Annotated in this window: 15 protein-coding genes and 1 riboswitch; of the genes, 11 read left to right on the top strand and 4 right to left on the bottom strand. The window is 63.4% G+C overall.

Annotated features, from left to right (window positions below; all coding sequences use genetic code 11):
- The first annotated feature begins 24 nt into the window (after positions 1-24).
- Genes phnA through ACO06F_RS12980 form a run of 4 tightly spaced genes read left to right on the top strand, consistent with a single transcriptional unit; the run spans position 25 to position 5216 of the window.
- Positions 25-1278: a phosphonoacetate hydrolase gene (gene phnA / locus ACO06F_RS12995; protein WP_421693176.1), complete on the top strand. Its 1254-nt coding sequence runs from the start codon at positions 25-27 to the stop codon at positions 1276-1278.
- A gap of 1 nt (position 1279) precedes the next feature.
- Positions 1280-2740 (top strand): phosphonoacetaldehyde dehydrogenase, encoded by a 1461-nt coding sequence (gene phnY, locus ACO06F_RS12990; RefSeq protein ID WP_421693175.1) that lies wholly within the window; start codon positions 1280-1282, stop codon positions 2738-2740.
- Positions 2741-2748: 8 nt separating this feature from the next.
- Positions 2749-4419: a Na/Pi cotransporter family protein gene (locus ACO06F_RS12985; protein WP_421693174.1), complete on the top strand. Its 1671-nt coding sequence runs from the start codon at positions 2749-2751 to the stop codon at positions 4417-4419.
- Positions 4416-5216 (top strand): phosphodiesterase, encoded by an 801-nt coding sequence (locus ACO06F_RS12980; RefSeq protein WP_421693173.1) that lies wholly within the window; start codon positions 4416-4418, stop codon positions 5214-5216. Before ACO06F_RS12985 ends, ACO06F_RS12980 begins: the two co-directional genes overlap by 4 nt.
- A gap of 69 nt (positions 5217-5285) precedes the next feature.
- Here the strand turns inward: ACO06F_RS12980 and ACO06F_RS12975 are convergent, their stop codons facing one another.
- Positions 5286-6632, bottom strand: coding sequence for an aspartate aminotransferase family protein (locus ACO06F_RS12975; protein ID WP_421693172.1), 1347 nt, complete (start codon positions 6630-6632; stop codon positions 5286-5288).
- 74 nt (positions 6633-6706) lie between these two features.
- On the opposite strand from ACO06F_RS12975, the gene ACO06F_RS12970 reads away from it, so the two are divergent.
- The 4 genes from ACO06F_RS12970 to ACO06F_RS12955 are packed head-to-tail and all read left to right on the top strand — an operon-like array spanning position 6707 to position 9858.
- Entirely contained in the window at positions 6707-7738 is a 1032-nt protein-coding gene (locus ACO06F_RS12970; protein ID WP_421693171.1) for a histone deacetylase family protein, read from the top strand.
- On the top strand, positions 7735-8217 hold the full coding sequence (locus ACO06F_RS12965; protein ID WP_421693170.1) for a GNAT family N-acetyltransferase: 483 nt from the start codon (positions 7735-7737) through the stop codon (positions 8215-8217). Before ACO06F_RS12970 ends, ACO06F_RS12965 begins: the two co-directional genes overlap by 4 nt.
- A complete protein-coding gene (locus ACO06F_RS12960; RefSeq protein WP_421693169.1) occupies positions 8214-9107 on the top strand; it encodes an NAD(P)-dependent oxidoreductase in 894 nt (297 codons plus the stop codon). Before ACO06F_RS12965 ends, ACO06F_RS12960 begins: the two co-directional genes overlap by 4 nt.
- Before the next feature lies 1 nt (position 9108).
- Complete coding sequence (locus tag ACO06F_RS12955; RefSeq protein ID WP_421693168.1) at positions 9109-9858, top strand: SDR family oxidoreductase; 750 nt, start codon at positions 9109-9111, stop codon at positions 9856-9858.
- Between the two features lie 27 nt (positions 9859-9885).
- Here the strand turns inward: ACO06F_RS12955 and thiQ are convergent, their stop codons facing one another.
- The 3 genes from thiQ to thiB are packed head-to-tail and all read right to left on the bottom strand — an operon-like array spanning position 9886 to position 13224.
- Entirely contained in the window at positions 9886-10587 is a 702-nt protein-coding gene (thiQ, locus tag ACO06F_RS12950; protein WP_421693167.1) for a thiamine ABC transporter ATP-binding protein, read from the bottom strand.
- A complete protein-coding gene (locus ACO06F_RS12945; RefSeq protein ID WP_421693166.1) occupies positions 10584-12245 on the bottom strand; it encodes an ABC transporter permease subunit in 1662 nt (553 codons plus the stop codon). The genes thiQ and ACO06F_RS12945 overlap by 4 nt, the downstream gene beginning before the upstream one ends.
- Positions 12229-13224, bottom strand: a complete 996-nt coding sequence (gene thiB, locus ACO06F_RS12940) for a thiamine ABC transporter substrate binding subunit (protein ID WP_421693165.1) — start codon at positions 13222-13224, stop codon at positions 12229-12231. The genes ACO06F_RS12945 and thiB overlap by 17 nt, the downstream gene beginning before the upstream one ends.
- A gap of 46 nt (positions 13225-13270) precedes the next feature.
- Positions 13271-13379, bottom strand: a riboswitch (TPP riboswitch).
- A 58-nt stretch (positions 13380-13437) separates the two neighbouring features.
- On the opposite strand from thiB, the gene ACO06F_RS12935 reads away from it, so the two are divergent.
- The 3 genes from ACO06F_RS12935 (at position 13438) to ACO06F_RS12925 (ending at position 15799) form a co-directional block, all read left to right on the top strand.
- Entirely contained in the window at positions 13438-14079 is a 642-nt protein-coding gene (locus ACO06F_RS12935; RefSeq protein WP_421693164.1) for a thiamine diphosphokinase, read from the top strand.
- Complete coding sequence (locus ACO06F_RS12930; RefSeq protein ID WP_421693163.1) at positions 14072-15289, top strand: class I SAM-dependent RNA methyltransferase; 1218 nt, start codon at positions 14072-14074, stop codon at positions 15287-15289. The genes ACO06F_RS12935 and ACO06F_RS12930 overlap by 8 nt, the downstream gene beginning before the upstream one ends.
- 315 nt (positions 15290-15604) lie before the next feature.
- Positions 15605-15799: a hypothetical protein gene (locus tag ACO06F_RS12925; RefSeq protein WP_421693162.1), complete on the top strand. Its 195-nt coding sequence runs from the start codon at positions 15605-15607 to the stop codon at positions 15797-15799.
- Positions 15800-15814: the final 15 nt, after the last annotated feature.

Here is a 15814-nt window from a genome sequence, read left to right as displayed (position 1 = left end):
TGGGGGAGAGGAATAGAATAATAGATGCGAGACTCAAACATGACCCCGATCACCGTCAACGGCCGCAGCTACAACTGGCCTTCCGCACCACTCGTCGTCATCTGCTGTGACGGCAGCGAGCCCGGCTACATGGAAATCGCCATGCGTGATGGCCTGATGCCCAATCTGAAAGCGATCATCGCCAAGGGTGAGAACCGCCGCGGTCTTTCCGTCATCCCCAGCTTCACCAACCCGAACAATCTCTCGATCGTCACCGGCCGCCCGCCGGCCGTCCATGGCATCTGCGGCAATTACCTCATCGATCCGGCCACCGGCCAGGAAACGATGATGAACGATCCCAAATGGCTCCGCGCACCCACCATCTTCGAAGCCTTCCAGAAGGCTGGTGCCAAAATCGCCATGGTCACCGCAAAGGACAAGCTCCGCCTGCTCCTTGGCAAGGGCCTCGTCTTCGATGGCACGGCCGTCGCCTTCTCCTCGGAGAAAGCGGACAAGGTGAATTTGAAGGACAATGGCATCGAGAATGTCTGTGACCTCGTCGGCATGGGCGTGCCTGACGTCTATTCGGCGGAACTGTCCGAATTCGTCTTCGCCGCGGGCGTCAAACTCCTGCAGTCCATGCGGCCTGATCTGATGTATCTCTCGACCACCGATTACGTGCAGCACAAATATGCACCGGGCTCCGAGGGCGCCAACCGCTTCTATGCGATGATGGACAAGTATCTGGGCGCGCTCGATGCCGCCGGCGCCATCATCGTCATCGTCGCGGACCATGGCATGAAGGACAAGCACTTGGCCAACGGCGAACCGGACGTGCTCTACCTCCAGGACGTGCTCGACGCGAAATTCGGCGCCGGCAAGACCAAGGTCATCCTGCCGATCACCGATCCCTATGTCGTGCACCACGGCGCACTCGGCAGCTTCGCAACGGTCTATGCCTATGGGCCAGACGTGAAGGAGATCATGGCGGTGATCGCCTCTCAGGATGGTGTGGATGCCGTTCTCAACAGGGACGAAGGCTGTGCGCGATTTGAATTGCCGGAAGACCGCATGGGAGACGTGATCGTCGTCTCCGGCGGGCCAAACGCCACCCGCGTTCTGGGCACCTCGGCTGACAAACATGATCTCTCGGGGCTCAACGAGCCGCTCCGCTCCCATGGCGGCCTCACCGAGCAGGAAATTCCGGTGATCGCCAACCGGAAATTCAAGGATCTGCCGGGCACGTTGCGCAATTTCGATGCCTTTGCCCTGGGCTGCAATCATATCGTGGAGGCCTGACATGAACATCGCTGCAACAAAGCGCTACCTCATCAAGGAAACCATGCGCATCGGCGGCCGGAAGGTCGATGCCGAAGGTGTGGTGCCGGTGCATTATCCGTATACGAACGAAATCATCGGCACCGTTCCCGCCGGCACGGCCGCCCATGCGGCCGAAGCCTTCGCGATTGCCCGCAACTACAAGCCGAAGCTCACCCGTTATGAGCGCCAGCAGATTCTGTTCCGCACGGCGGAATTGATCCGCTCACGGAAGGATCAGCTCTCGGACCTCATCACGCTGGAGCTGGGTCTTTCGAAGAAGGACTCGCTCTACGAAGTGGGCCGCGCCTATGACGTCTATTCGCTGGCCGGCCAGCTCTGCATTCTGGACGATGGCCAGATCTTCTCCTGTGATCTCACCCCGCAGGGCAAGCCCCGCAAGATCTTCACCAAGCGGGAGCCCGTCGGCGTCATCTCCGCCATCACGCCCTTCAACCACCCGCTCAACATGGTCTCCCACAAGGTGGCCCCAGCGATTGCCACCAACAATTGCGTGGTGGCCAAGCCCACGGAGCTGACCCCGCTCACCTGTATTGCCCTCGCCGACATCCTCTATGAGGCGGGCCTGCCGCCGGAGATGTTCCAGGTCGTCACCGGCTGGCCGGATGATATCGGCGATGAGATGGTGACCAATGATAACATTGACATCATCACCTTCACGGGCGGCGTGCGCGTGGGCAAGATCATCGCCGCCAAGGCCGGCTACAAGCGCGCCGCACTCGAGCTCGGCGGCAATGATCCGCTGATCATTCTGGACGATCTCTCGGACACCGATCTCGACAAGGCGGCGGATCTCGCCGTGGCGGGCGCCACCCGCAATTCCGGCCAGCGCTGCACTGCCGTGAAGCGCATCCTCGTGCAGGAGCGCGTGGCAGACCGGTTTGTGGAAAAGGTGCTGGCCCGCGCCAAGCTCATCAACTTCGGGGATCCGATGGACCCTGCAACCGACCTCGGCACGGTGGTGCATGAGCAGGCGGCGAAGACCTTCGAGGCGCGCGTCTACAAGGCGGCTGAACAGGGCGCCAAGGTGCTTTACGATCCGGGCCGCAAGGGCGCTCTTCTGCCGCCCATCACGGTTGATTTCGTGCCGCACCAGTCGGATCTTGTTTTCGAGGAAACCTTCGGCCCCATCATTCCCATCGTCCGCGTGCCGAACGATGATGATGAGGTGATCCGCATTTCGAACTCCACGCCCTTCGGGCTCTCGTCGGGCGTGTGCACTAACAACCTCTCGCGCATCACCAAATTCATCGAGGGGTTGAATGTCGGAACCGTCAACATCTGGGAAGTGCCGGGTTACCGCATCGAGATGTCGCCCTTTGGCGGGATCAAGGACTCCGGAAATGGCGTAAAGGAAGGCGTCATGGAGGCCATGAAGTTTTTCACCAATGTGAAGACGTGGTCACTGCCCTGGCCGCAATGAGGGATTAGTTGAACCCGGGCACCGCCGTCATCGTCAACCTGCTGGGAGGGGTCGCTCTCCTCCTGTGGGGCGTGCGCATGGTGCGCACCGGCGTGATGCGGGCCTGGGGAGACCGGCTCAAGAACTTTATCGAGCACCGGGTGGGCAATCGCTTCTCGGCCTTCACCGCGGGGGGCATCGCCACCGCCATTCTGGGCTCCGGCACGGCGATGACGCTGATCGTCGCGGGCCTCGCTTCGGCCGGCGCCATCGGAACCAGGCTGGGGCTTGCCGTGCTGCTGGGGGCCGATGTGGGCTCGGCACTTGTCTCCGCCGTTTTTGCCTCGGGCTCGAACCTCGCCCTCTGGGCCTCGCCCATCCTGCTCTTTGCGGGCTATGTTCTTCACTCCTGGTCGGCGGAGCTGAGACCGCACAATCTGGGCCGCATCCTGATCGGCCTCGGCCTGATGCTGCTGTCCCTCACCCTCATCAAGCAGGCCTCCGCACCGCTGAGCGAAGCGACGCTCTTCCACCAGGTGCTGGCCGCCGTGGGGCGGGAGCCCTTCCTGGCCTTCATCATCGGTGCCGTCCTCACCTGGATGTTCCATTCCTCGCTGGCCGTCATCTTGCTCATCGCCTCCTTCCTCGCCAGCGGCAGCCTGGAAATCACCGGCGCCATCGCTTTCATCCTCGGCATTAATTTTGGCGGCGGCCTGCCCTCGGTCAGCGCAACCCTGGCGGAGCCCCCCGTGGCGCGGCGCCTGCCGCTCGCCAATCTCATGTGCCGCGGCGCCATCGCCATTCTGGCGCTCGCCGCCATTGATCGCATCGCGCCGGAGGTGGAGCTCCTGCCGGTGGGTGCGGTCGAAAAGGCCGTGCTCTTCCACGCGGGCTTCAACATCATCGTGGGCCTCGTCTTCCTGCCGCTCACCGGCATTGTGGCGGAACTCATGGAGCGCCTCCTGCCGGACCGGCCGGGCGACAGGGACAATCTCATCCGCCCGCGCTACCTCGATCCCAAGTCCGCCAGAACCCCCGCCGTGGCGCTGGCCAATGTGCTGCTCGAGACCGTACGCATGACGGAGCTTCTGGAGCGCATGTTCGACACCGCACTCGATGCGCTGCGTTCGGGCAGCATCGAGAAGCTCCGGCAGCTGAAGCCGATGGATGAACGCCTCAACACCTATCAGACCCAGCTCCAGGCCTATCTCGCGAGCCTCGCCAAGTCGGAGCTGACGCCGGAAGAATCCCGCCGCGCGCTGGAGCTCACGCTCTACATCTCCAACCTCGAACACGCGGGCGATGTCATTCAGCTCAACCTGTCTGACCGGATTGAGGCCAAGGCGCGCGAGAGCATTTCCTTCACGGAGGACGAGATCGCCTCACTCGACAATCTCTGCCTCATCATCCATGACAACCTGAAACTCGCCAGCGCTGTGCTCTCTTCAGGCGATGTCGAAGGTGCAAAGCGCCTCATCTCGCAGAAGGACGCCTTCCGCGAATTGCAGACAGAGGTTCTGGACAAGCATTTCCAGGCCTCTTCGCGTGGCAAGGGCGAGGCGCTGCGGCGAAGCGCACTCTACGTGGACATGATCCGGGACCTGAACCGCATCAACGCCCTCGTCGTCTCCGCGGGCTACCCAATTGCCGATGCTGCGGGCCTTCTCCGCGGCTCGCGCCTGAGGCAGGATAAGGCATGAAGCTCATTCACCTGACGGACCTTCACCTCATGCCGCCCGGCGAAACGCTGTGGGGGCTCGATCCCTTCGACCGTCTGGACAAGGCCCTGACCGATATCGCGACTCATCACCCAGATGCCGGTCTCTGCATCATCACCGGAGACCTGGCCGAGAAGGGTGACATCGCCGCCTACAAGATGCTGAAGCAGCGTCTCAAGCGCTTTCCCATTGAAACCCATCTCATGCTGGGCAACCATGATGACCGCGTCAATTATCTTCAGGTCTTCGGCGGGGCTGATGAGACCGGCCACGTGCAGGAGGTGCTGGTGCGGGAGGGCTTTCATCTCCTGCTCCTCGACACGCTGAAGGGTCCGCCATCCTCCGCCGGCCTTTATGATATCCCGCGCCGCCTCTGGCTCACGGCGGAACTGGCGAAGGCTCAGGGCGCCCCAGTCTATCTCTTCATGCATCACCCGCCCTTCGACATCGGCCACGCGCTGATGGACCTGATTAAGCTTGATGACGCGGCGGAGTTTGCCGCCTTGCTCAAGGGCCACGATATCCGCCATATCTTCTTCGGCCACGCTCACCGCACGATTTCAGGATCCTGGAACGGCATCGCCTTTTCGGCCCTCCCCAGCCTCAACCACCAGCTCCCGCTCGTCAGCGGGGCGGTCGAGACCGTCTATTCGGATGAACCGCCGATGTATGGGGTGGTCACCCTCACGCCCGCCATGACGGTGGTCCACTCCGATGCCTTCCTCCACCGCCGTCCAGCACAGATGCAAAAGGACGCGGAGCGGGGGAATTGGTTTTAACGATGTCAATCAGCAGACCTGATTGATAGCACATCGTAGGAATAAAAACAAGTAGGAATTTAACGCCTCCTACGCCAGCCCCTCGGCCTTCAGAACCTGTCTGATCGAGACGGCCGTCTTGTCCACGATCTCCGTCAGCTCGGCATCCGTCACATTGTAGGGCGGCGCCAGAATCACCACGTCACCGTTGATTCCATCCACATTTCCGCCGACCGGATAGCAGATCAGCCCGTTCTCGAAGGCCTGCGCCCTGATCTTCATGAACAGCTTCCGCTCCGCCGGAAACGGCGCCTTGGTCTTGCGGTCCGCCACCAGCTCCAGCGCCTGGAAGAAGCCGCGGCCGCGGATGTCGCCCACCGCCTCAATATCCCTGGTCGCGTCCTTCAGCATGGCCACGAAATTGGCCTCCATCGCCGCCACGCGCTCCACCAGCTTCTCCCGCTCCACGATCTTTTGCACCGCAACACCCGCTGCGCAGCAGGCGGTGTGGGCCGTGAAGGTGTGCCCCGTCATCGGCGCGCCATGCTTGCCGTGAATGGCGTCCGCCACCTTGTCATTGTAGATCGCAGCACCCAGCGGCAGGTATCCTGCGGCCAGGCCCTTGGCGACTGACATGATGTCGGGCTCCACCCCATCCGTCTCCAGCGCGCGCCACACGCCGGTGCGGCCTGCCCCGCACATGACTTCGTCCGAAATCATGATGACCCCGTATGTGTCACAGATCTCGCGCACGCGTTTGGCATAGCCCGGAGGTGCCGGAACGCAGCCCCCCGCCGCACCCACCACGGGCTCGAAGATGAAGGCGCAGATCTTCTCAGGCCCCACCCGCAGGATTTCATCCTCGAGCTCCTGCGCACAGGCCTCGCCCACCGTCTCCGCGGTCGCACCTTCAACCGGGCGGTAGGCGTTGACGGCCGAGAGGCGGGAAACGTCCAGCAGCGAGCCCTCGAAGGCACGCTTCCGCTCAAGGAAGCCCGAAACGGAGAGCGCCCCCAGCGTGTTGCCATGCCAGGAGCGTTCGCGCGCGATGAAACGGCGGCGGCTCATCTCGCCCCGTGCAGCATGATACTGGAGCGCGAGTTTCAGGCAGGATTCGACGGCTTCGGAGCCGCCGGTCACATAAACCATGTTGTTCATGGTCCCGCCGCAGCGCCGGCGGATGATCTCCGTCAGCTCCTCCAGCGCATCGGAGGAGAAGTTGTAGCGGTAGCCATGGGCAATCTGGTCGAGCTGGCTCTTAATCGCCTCATTCACTTCCGTATTGGAATGCCCGATGCAATAAACGGCGGGGCCGCCGGAGCCATCGATATACTGCTTGCCGTCCACGTCATGAACATAGCTGCCCTTCGCCCAGGCCACTTTGGGAAGGTCGCCCGTCGAATGGATATGCTTGGGAAGCGCAGCGCTGGATGACATGTGGGGATGAGCCTTGCGTTGGAGTGAAGCGTCTTCCAAAATCCTAGCACCCATTCGAGAGGCACGGCAAACCGGTGATCACTGTCTTCGACGACCTGCAACGCTCCCATGCGCCGCGCGAATTCATCGTGTCAGGGCGCCCGCAGCCCATTCCGGAGACGCCGGAGCGCATCGACATGCTGATGGAAGGCGTGCGCCGGCTGGGCGGCCCCATCGTAGCGCCGCCCGAAATTTTCGGAGACGATCTCGCGCGCGTCCATGACCGGCGCTACATCCAGTTCCTCTCCACACTGTGGGAGCGCTGGAACAGAATTCCGGACGCAGCGGAAACGCCATCCGCCAATGTCTTCGCATTGGGCCGCAGCAATCTGCCGCCTGCCTCCTATCCGGACAGCGTCGTGGGCCAATGTGGCTGGCACCTGGGGGATGGCTCATGCCCCATCACCTCCAAGACCTGGGGTGCTGCACGGGCCAGTGCTGCAACCGCCGCCCATGGCGCGAAGCTGGTACTTGAGGGTGAGCGCACCGTCTACGCCCTGTGCCGCCCGCCCGGCCACCACGCCGCGGCCGACATGGCGGCGGGCTTCTGCTATTTCAACAACGCAGCCATCGCGGCGGCCCTGCTCACGGCATCGGGCAAGCGCACAGCGATCCTCGATATCGACGTGCACCACGGCAATGGAACGGAAGCGATCTTCTATGACCGCGCGGATGTCCTCACCGTGTCGATCCATGCCCACCCGAAGCGCTTCTATCCCTTCTTTTGGGGCTATGCGGAGGAAAGGGGTCGCGGGGAAGGCGAAGGCTTCAACCTCAACCTGCCGCTCGAGCGCGGCGCCACGCTCAAGATCTACAGCGCAGCACTGGAAACCGCACTTGAGCGCATCAGCGATTTCGCACCCGAAGTTCTTGTCGTCGCGGCGGGTCTCGACATTGCTGTTGACGATCCCTTCAAGGGCTTCGCCATCGCAACGCCTGAGTTCGCGGAGATCGGCCGGCAGATCGCGTCCCTCGGGCGCCCCATGCTGATCGTGCAGGAGGGCGGTTATCCCTCGCCCAATTTGGGCCTCAACCTCGAATCACTTCTCAAAGGCCTTGCCGCATGAGCCTGGTGGTGCGGGAGATGCAGGACGGGGAAGCGGAGACCGTTGCCGCCATGGTGCATGGTCTGGCGGTTCATATCGGCACGAGCTTCGTGCCGAAGCTCACAGGCGGAAACCTTTCCGCCGCGCAGGACCTCGTCGATGTGGTGGTGGCCGATGAGGGCGGGGGCCAGCTGATCGGCGCCTGCTTAGGGCTCATGACCTTTTCCACCTGGCGCGGCGCGCGCGGTCTCTATGTGGTCGATCTCTTCGTGCTGCCGGAGGCGCGCGGGCGCAACGTGGGCCTCGCCCTGCTGCGGGTCCAGGCCCAGCGCTTCGCCGCGCGCGGCGCTCAGTTCATCAAGCTCGAGGTCGACGAGACCAATACCGGGGCGGAGCGCTTCTATGAGCGCCTGGGTTTCAACAAGAAGTCCGAAGACAGGCTCCATATTCTGGAGCAGAATGCATTCATAAATTTCATATCTGCGGGAGGGAAGACATGACAATCAAGCGCGTAGGCCTGATCGGCGTGGGCCTCATGGGCCACGGCATCGGCAAGAATATTCTGGCGAAGGGCTATCCCTTGACCGTCATGGCGCACACCAACCGCGCGCCGGTGGATGACCTGGTGGCCAAGGGAGCGCATGAGCGCAACAATCCTCTCGCAGTGGCGAAGGAGTCCGATTTTGTCATCCTCTGCGTCACCGGAACACCGCAGGTGGAACACCTGATCTATGGCGAATACGGACTGTTGGGTGCCGTGCGTGACGGGCTGGTGATCGCCGATTGTTCAACCGCCGAACCGGACTCGACCAAGAAGATCGCGGCCGATGTTGCCGCCAAGGGCGGCCACTTCGTTGATACGCCGATGACGCGCACCCCGAAGGAAGCCGCCGCCGGAAAGCTCGGGCTGATGACGGGAGGCCCTGAAGAGGTGATCGCGCGGATCCGCCCGGTGCTCGAATGTTTCGCGGATACGATCGTTCATGCAGGTCCCGCCGGATCGGCGCATCAGCTGAAGCTCATCAACAACTTCCTTTCGATCGCCCACGCGGCGGTCGCGGCGGAGGCGATCACCGTTGCGGCCAAGGCGGGCGTTGACATGCAGGCCATGAAGGACATCGTGATGGCGGGCGGTGCGGCCTCCGTCATGTTCGGGCGCCTCATCAATGTTCCGTTGTCGGATGATGACAGCTCCGCGCAATTCGCCATCCGCAACGCCAGGAAAGACCTGCGCTATTACACCAACATGACGGAGCAGCTGCCCGTCACCTCCTTCCTGGCGGAGACCGCGCATCAGATCACGGTGATGGCGGATAACATGGGATATGGCGACCGCTTCATCCCCCGGCTGATCGATGTGCTGATGCAGGTCAATGGAGTGAAGAAGTAACATGAGCGGGATGTTCTCTCTCAATGGCCGCGTGGCCCTCGTCACTGGCGCTTCGCGTGGCCTGGGCTTTGCCATGGCCAAGGCGCTCGCTGAAAATGGCGCGAAGGTCATCATCAATGCGCGCAACGCCGACGAGCTCGGCGAGGCCGCTGCGAAGATCGGCGCGGAGGCGATGGCCTTCGACGTGACAGATGCGAAAATCGCCCGCCGCGCCCTTGAAGATATTGTGGCGCGCCATGGCAGGCTCGATGTTCTGGTCAACAATGCCGGCATTCAGCACCGCCGCCCCATCACCGAATGGGAGGATGAGGATTTTGACCGGGTGATCGCGGTCAATCTCTCCTCCTGCTTCCGCCTCTCGCGGGATGCCGTGCGGCTGATGCTGCCCAACAAGTTCGGCCGCATCATCAACACCGGTTCGGTTGCGGCCATTCTTGGGCGCCCGACAATTCACGCCTATGTGGCAGCGAAGGCAGGCCTGCATGGCCTCACCCGGTCCATGGCAGCAGAGCTGGGGCGGCAGGGCATCACCGTCAACGCGCTCGCTCCGGGCTATTTCGCAACGGAGCTGAATACAGCGCTCCTGGAAGACAAAGCCTTCACCGCCTGGGTTGAAGGCCGCACACCAGCCGGCCGCTGGGCCAAGCCCGAAGAGCTGGGCGGGGCTGCCGTGTTCCTGGCTTCGGACGCTGCAGCCTATGTGAACGGCCATGTGCTGGCGGTTGATGGGGGGCTTTCGGTTTCCCTCTAGGGCGCGAGCGATGAGCCCGGTGCGCCCTCACGGCGTGCCGAGATACTCCTTGAGCCCCGGCAGATCATCCGCGGCGAACAGCTCTGCCGTGGGCCTGAGTGCCAGAATGTGGCCAGCTTCGAGATAGGCGGTGTGGCTGGCGGCGAACTCTGCGTCTTCCGGTTGGTGAGTGACCATGATGACGGTCAGTTCCCGCGCCCTTTGCATGGCCAGGACGAGGCTCAGCATGTCGCGCCTGAGAGCAGGCCCCAGGGCGGCGAAGGGCTCGTCCAGCAGCAGGACGGGCTTGTCTCGCACCAGGGCGCGGGCGATGGCCACGCGCTGGCGCTCGCCACCCGAAACATCTCCGGGCTTGCGCTGCGCGAGGGCGCTGAGGCCCACCTGCCCGAGAGCCTGATCGACCTTCGCCGTCTGATCGGGGTCAAGCTTCAGCGAAGGCGAGATGCCGAGGGCCACATTCTGCCAGAGGTTCAGATGGGCGAAGACGTTGTTGTCCTGGAAGATCATGCTGACGGGGCGCTGGTCCGGCGGCAGCGCCGTCACATCCGCAGCATCGATCAGCACCAGGCCTTGGTCCGGCGTCTCGAAGCCGGCAATCAGGTTGAGCAGCGTGGATTTGCCGCCACCCGAGGGGCCGATCACTGCCGTGAACGAGCCCCGTGGAAACACGGCATCGAAGACCATCTCCATCGCTTCATAGCGGAAGGCCACATGTTCCAGTCGGATCATCGTTCCCTGCTCCAGCGTTCGGCCAAGGTGGAGAATGCCAGCACCAGAAGGCCCAGCACCAGCGCAGTGCCGATGGCGGCATCGAAGCGGTAGCTTCCCATCTGGCGGTAAATGAGGGCGGGAAGTGTCACGAAGCCTTGCGTGCCGAAGAGCGAGATGGCGGTGAGATCGCCCAGTGACAGGATAAGCGCCATGACCAGGCTGAGGCCGATGGCGCGCTTCATCACCGGCAGCTCGATCAGGCGGAACCGCGCCCAGCCTTCGACGCCGAGGCTGAGGCACAGCCTGTCATGCGCCTCCGCCGATTGGGCCAGTGCGGGGAGAAGCACGCGGGCCACGAAGGGCAAGGACATCAGCGCATTCATGGCGATCACCAGGAAGATGGCAACCGTGACGGATCCCGAATAGGCGATGAGGCTGATGAACCAGCCGGTGGCAAGGGCGGCGGGCGGCACGATCCAGGAGGTGAGGACGGCCAGCGCCGTGATGCGCCGCCAGAGCGCGCTCCGCACCGCCAGCATGCCCAGTGGCCAGACGATGGCGAAGGCCAGCGCCGCACTTGCTGCACCAAGGCTCAGGCTGGTGACCAGCGCGCGGAACAGGAGCGTAGAGAAATCGATCCGCGTGAGACCGGCGGAGACCAGTGCTGCAAGCGGTGGAATCAGCAGGAGAAGCGACAGCAGGATCACGCCGCCATCGAGAAGCCTTGCGGCAAGGCTTCGCCCGTCATACCGCCTGCCCCCCAGCCTAAGCAGCGGCAGGCCGGGAACGAGGCCTCCCCAGCGCTGCGCCAGCAAGGCCAGCGTGGCGCAGAGGGCGAGCTGAATGAGGGCCAACATGGCAGCGCGCTGCGGATCGAAATCCGCCCGCAGCGACTGGTAGATCGCAACCTCCAGCGTGGTGGCGCTAGGCCCGCCGCCGAGCGTGAGCACGATCGCGAAGCTCGAAGCGCAGAGGAGGAAGATCAGAAGGGCAGCACCGGCAACACCGCCCTTGATTTGCGGCCATTCGATGAGACGCCATTGCGCCACGGGTCCCAGCCCCAGCTGCGCCCCCAGCTTCCAGCTTTCCGCCGGAATGCGTTCGAGATCGGAGAGGATGAGGCGCGCGGCGAGCGGCACGTTGAAGAACACATGCGCCAGCAGGATGCCTTGCAGGCCATAGATATCAAACAACCCGCCGAGCCAGCCTCTGGCACCATAGACTTCGATGACGCCGATGATCACCACGATCGCCGGAAGCGCCAGTGGCAGGTTGAGAAGCCGCAACAGCAGCGCGCGGCCCGGAAAGCAGGTTTGCCGCGCCAGCGCCCGCGCCAACGGCAGGCCAAGCGACAGCGACAGCAGCGTCGAAAGCCCCGCCTGCAGCAGGGTGAAGCGCAGCACACGGAGGACGTAAGGGTCCACTCCCGCCAGCCCCTGCTCCAGTCCTAAGCGCAGGACCGGAAGAAAGCCGGCCGCCAGCGCCAGGCCCAGCACCACGAGGGCCGCAACAGCGGGCGCGCGTGATGGCCGGTAGGCTGTCACGCTGTCCGTAGCTCCGTCATGCCAGCGAAGGCTGGCATCCGGCTTGCGGCGGCGAGAGCGGGACCCCAGCCTGCGTTGGGGTGACGGGACGAAGAGAGTGGTGGAGCGGCGCCACTCATTTCGCGGTGGCATTCAGCCATTCGTCGATCCATTGGCGGCGGTTCTGATCCACCTCTTCGGGGCTGAACAGCAGCGTCTTGTCAGGCTTCACCAGCGCGCCGAAGGCGGGCGGAAGCGGTGCTGAGGTTTCGCCCGCGGGGAACATCCAGTTATTGGTGGGGATCTGATCCTGGAAGCCCGGGCCCATCATGAAGGTCAGGAACTTCTGCGCCAGGGCCTTGTGCGGGCTCGCCTCGACAAGCCCCGCCACCTCCACCTGCAGATAATGGCCTTCCGCGAAGGAGGCCGCCTTGTAGCGCTCGGTGTTCTCCGCGATCACATGATAGGCGGGAGAGGTCGTGTAGGAGAGAACCATCGGCGCCTCGCCCTTGGTGAACAGCGCATAGGCCTCTGACCAGCCGGGCGCCACGGTGAGAATGCGGGGCGCGAGCTTTTTCCACGCCTCCGCGGATTTATCGCCATAGACCTTCTTCATCCACAGGAGGAAGCCCAAGCCCGGCGTCGATGTGCGCGGGTCTTCCAGCACGATTTTCTGGGTGGTGTCACCATTTACCAGCTCATCGAGGGATTTGGGCGGAGTGGCCATCGCCTGGCTGTCATAGACCACGGCGAAATAACCATAGTCAAAGGGCATGAAGAATTCATCCGTCCACGGAACGGGTGTCCTGGCTTCAGAAAGGGCAATGCCGTGCTTGCCGAACAGGCCCGTCTTCTGGGCTTCCGCCGTCAGGTTCGTGTCGAGGCCCAGCACCACATCGGCCCTTGTGCCCTTGCCCTCGAGCTTAAGGCGGTTGAGGAGCGCCACGCCATCGCCCGGCGCCACCCATTCGACGGTGCAATCGCAAATTTTCTCGAAAGCCTCCTTCACCTTGGGGCCAGGACCCCATTCGGCGACGAAACTGTCATATGTGTAAACCGTGAGCGTGTCCTTCGCGAGGGCTGGCACGCTGAGGGTGAGGAACGCAAACAGAGCGGCAATGATCTTCTTCATGTAACCTCCATGCGCCGGTGGATGGAGGATTGGACATTCGGCAAACCGGACATCCGCTCGCAATCCCTCCGCCGGCATGATCCGGATCAGGTTCAGCGGGTTTGGGGCATCAGCCCCGTCTCAGCCGCTTTGGCGCGGCACCCCGTTGAGAGCAAATCAAGAGGTAAGGCTTCGCGCGTGCGCTGGCAAGAAGCATTTGCTAGAAGCCGGAGCATGACACGTTTTGCCATTCTCTTAGGGGGTGACCTCACCGTGACGCCGCGGCTCCGGGCGCAGATCCGCGGCGCGCGGCTCATTGCGGCCGACAGCGGCATGATGCATGCCGCCGCCTTACGCGCCGTGCCGGAACTCTGGGTGGGTGACTTTGACAGCGCGGGCTCCGAACTCACCCTGCAGTACCGGGATGTTCCGCGCGAGGCCTATCCCGCCGAGAAGGACGCAACCGATGGAAGCCTTGCAGTTGATGCCGCGATCAGCCGAGGTGCGACCGGGATCGTGCTGCTGGGAGGCTTAGGCGGCCAGACAGACCATACGGCAGGGCTTCTGGGCCAGAGCATCGAGATTGCAAGGCAGGGCATCGCCTGCCTGCTGACGAGCGGCACGGAGGAAGCCTGGCCGCTTCTGCCCGGCCGCATGACGGTGGACCTGCCAGCTGACACCCGCCTCAGCATTGTGCCCTTCAGCGACCTCGAAGGGCTGGACCTCAGCGGTGTCAAATGGCCGCTTCAGAACCGCACCGTGCCGCTGGGCTCCACGCTGACCCTCTCCAACCTGGCGCTGGGGCCGGTAAAGATCGGGCTGCGCGCCGGCCATGCGATTGCCTTTGCCTATCCGCCGCAGAGCAGCGATGTCTGAGCTTCACCTCCACATCAATGCCATGGGGCGGCGCGGTGAAGGTGTGGCCAGCCATGAAGGCCGCACGCTGTTCGTGCCGGGCACGCTGCCCGATGAGGATGTGACGGCCACGGGCGATGGCGAACGCCTGGCCCTCACCGCCATCACCCATGCCTCGCCTGACCGTGTGGCGCCCTTCTGCAAGCACTATGGCCGCTGCGGCGGCTGCCAGCTGCAGCATTGGCGCGAAGAGCCTTACCGCGCCTGGAAAGCCTCCCTCGTCGCTGACCAGCTGCGCGCACGGGGACTTGGGCCCGAGGTGCAGCCGGTGATTGACGCGCATCGCGCGGGCCGCCGCCGCGTGGCCCTGCATGTGCGGCGGACAGGCGCTGTGGTGACCGCGGGCTATATGGAAGCGCGCAGCCACACGCTGCTCGACATCGACCACTGCCCCATTCTCGAACCAGCGCTTGCCCGCGCCTTCGACATTGGCCGGGCCCTTGGTGGAAAGCTCGGCGATTGCGACGTGGCGGTGACGGCAACCCTCACCGGACTCGATGTGAGTGTCAAAGCCGAGCGCGCGATCCTCGTGCGCGAGCATGCCAATCTCGCCGCCTTCGTCAGTACACTGAATTTGGCGCGGCTTGCGGTGAATGGCGAGGTGATCGCCACAGCCGTGCCGCCCCGCGTGAACTTCGGCAAGGCCAGCGTGGCGCTGCCGCCCGGCGGCTTCCTGCAAGCGACCGCCCTGGGCGAAGAGGTGCTGACGCGCCTCGTGCTCGAAGCTGTGGGCAAGTCGAAAAGTGTCGCCGACCTGTTCTGCGGTGTGGGGCCCTTCGCCGTCCGCCTGGCGGAGCGCGCGAAGGTTGAGGCCTATGACAATGACCGCGGGGCGATTGCCGCCGTCAATGCCGCAGCGAAGGCAACACCCGGTTTGAAGCCCCTCACCGCCGCCACGCGGGACCTGTTCCGGGAGCCGCTGGTGCCCAATGAAATGAAGGGTTTCGACGCCGCCGTGTTCGACCCGCCCCGCGCAGGTGCGGAGATGCAGGCGCGGCAACTGGCGCGCTCGAAGGTGAAAATCGTTGTTGCCGTGTCCTGCGATGCCGGCAGCTTCGCGCGTGATGCGGAGATTCTTGTGGGCGGCGGATACACGCTGCAGCGCGTGACACCGGTTGACCAGTTCAAATGGTCTTCGCATGTGGAAATCGTGGCGCTGTTCACACGCTGAACTGTGACTCCGCTGCAACAGCAGAACCAATTTGCCCGTGTGCGCTTCCATACATTGCGCAGTGGTGATACCAAGCTGTCTCACGCAAACAACCACAGGAGTTTCAGCCATGGAGATCCAATTTACGCGCTGCTGAACTCCGGGCCGTACTGAGGCTCGGGCCTCAGGCGGATAGCGTATTTTTCGCGCCACAGGCGCTTTCCCTTGATTTCGTAACGATCGGCTGACTGCGGACGAGGCGTCATTGCGCCTATTCGCGCCGGTTCATCTTTTCACGCGCGTGGGGTTTCCCATGTCTTCGCGATGGAGATACTTATGTTCTCTCTGAATTTCGATCCGCTGTTCCTGAGCCTGGAACGGGTAAAGGCGGCGGCAAAGACCTTGAATGCCACGTGGCAGAGGCCACCGAGCGAGGCGGACCCGCGCGAGTTGCAGCGGATGCAGGATGAGCTGCGTGCAGCGCGCGAGCGGATACGCATGCAGGTGACCGGCGGACGGTTGCTGTGGTGACGGGGCGGATGCTAG

The sequence above is a fragment of the Aestuariivirga sp. genome (assembly GCF_965227715.1).
In the GTDB taxonomy this organism is placed as follows: Bacteria; Pseudomonadota; Alphaproteobacteria; order Rhizobiales; family Aestuariivirgaceae; genus Aestuariivirga.
This window is presented reverse-complemented; position numbering and strand designations above follow the sequence as displayed.